Source organism: Bacteroides sp., assembly GCF_029057325.1.
Lineage (GTDB): Bacteria > Bacteroidota > Bacteroidia > Bacteroidales > Bacteroidaceae > Bacteroides.
In genome coordinates this window covers 1-1,555 of record NZ_JAICZW010000090.1, presented here as the reverse complement: position 1 = coordinate 1,555, position 1,555 = coordinate 1, and the positions used below count along the sequence as shown (strand labels likewise).

Here is a 1,555-nt window from a genome sequence, read left to right as displayed (position 1 = left end):
AACGATGTGGCCAGCAACAAGTTTGCCCAATGTTTCATCAACTCGTTCTTCATCACCCAGCTTGTGGGTCTGTTGCTTTGGAGCGGCCTCAGTCTGCTTCTCACTTCACTGGAAGAGCTGTTCGGCATCCACATCGGCTATAAATGCAACTTCTACATCGGTACACTCTGCTGCACGCTGCTCGCTCCGATGATTTTCCTTGGTCTGCTGCCACAAGGCGAACGGAAGCACGACCGCATCCCACAACCATCCTGTTTCTGGAACAACGCCCTGCGCTACCTCTTCCTGCCGCTCACGGCGGGCTATCTAGCCGTGCTCTACGCCTATGCCATACGCATCCTCGTTACATGGGAACTGCCCAACGGCTGGGTATCGGGACTGGTGACGGCACTCATGGCACTAACCATCGCTTTGGAATTCGGACTTTACTCTGTCAGGCTGAAAGAAAACCGCCGCTTCGACCAACGCATCGCCCACCTGCTTCCCCTGTTGGTGTTGCCGCTGCTCCTGCTGATGACCGTGGGCATCGCCCGACGCCTCAACGACTACGGCGTCACCCTCAACCGCCTCTACCTCGCTACGCTCAACGGATGGTTCTATCTGATCTGCATCGGTCTGTTCGTCACCAAAGCACGGCGCATTCATTGGATTCCCCTTTCGTTCGCCGCTATCTTCATGCTGACCTCGGCACTGCCGGTGAATTATGTCGGCATCTCACGCAGCTATCTGTTAAGAAAAGTGGAAGCCACGATGACAAACACCTACCAAGGTACGTTGCCCATGAGCGATGAGCAATACCTCGACTGGCTGAAAACGCTGCCGCAAGAAGAAGCACTTGCCGTAAACAGCCGACTGAAGAGACTGGATGACTTCTATTGTGACAAAAATATCCAACGTTTTGTAAGCAAAGATGTTCGTTATTGGGCGGCAGAAGACTACATAAAGGAAAATTCTGTCGTCGTAGATACAGTAGTGGTAGAAGGAGAAGACGATGAGGAGGAAATCGCCGGTTTGAATGACGGGTCGTATAGTTATGGTCAAAACCTCAACAGAGGGGTGAACACATTAGACATTTCTGAAGGATATACGAAACTTGTATTGTACGACAATGCAAATGATACCCTCCATGTGCAGACATTGAAACCGGACACACTCGCTTTCCCCCTGTGTGCCGATGTCGATGAAGCAACCGCAGACACCGCCTACGTATCTCTTCAGGATCTGCGCAAATGGGACAAGCTGTACAACCTGCCACCGCAAGCCCTCCGCTGCAACCGTGCAGGAGACAAGTTCATGCTGACCTACTTCTATCTGGGCTCATATACGGACTACACTACCGGAAAGCACCTTGTCCGGCTGAGGTTCTCCGGCATCCATCTAAAGAAATAACCACCGAAAATCATAAATTATAAATCTATAACCCCATTGACATGAACAAGCAAGAATTATTCGAGAACATCAAGCGCAAGAAATCCTTCCTCTGCGTAGGTCTGGACACCGACATCAAGAAAATCCCCGAACACCTGCTGAAGGAAGAAGATCCTATCTTCGCTTT

The 1,555-nt window shown here is 50.9% G+C and carries 1 protein-coding gene and 1 pseudogene; both read left to right on the top strand.

Annotated features, from left to right (window positions below; genetic code table 11):
- On the top strand, positions 1–1,389 hold a 1,389-nt coding region (locus tag K2G43_RS05295; RefSeq protein ID WP_300153353.1), incomplete at its 5' end, for a DUF4153 domain-containing protein.
- 41 nt (positions 1,390–1,430) lie between these two features.
- A pseudogene (locus tag K2G43_RS05290) lies at positions 1,431–1,555 on the top strand (orotidine 5'-phosphate decarboxylase); the annotation flags it as partial.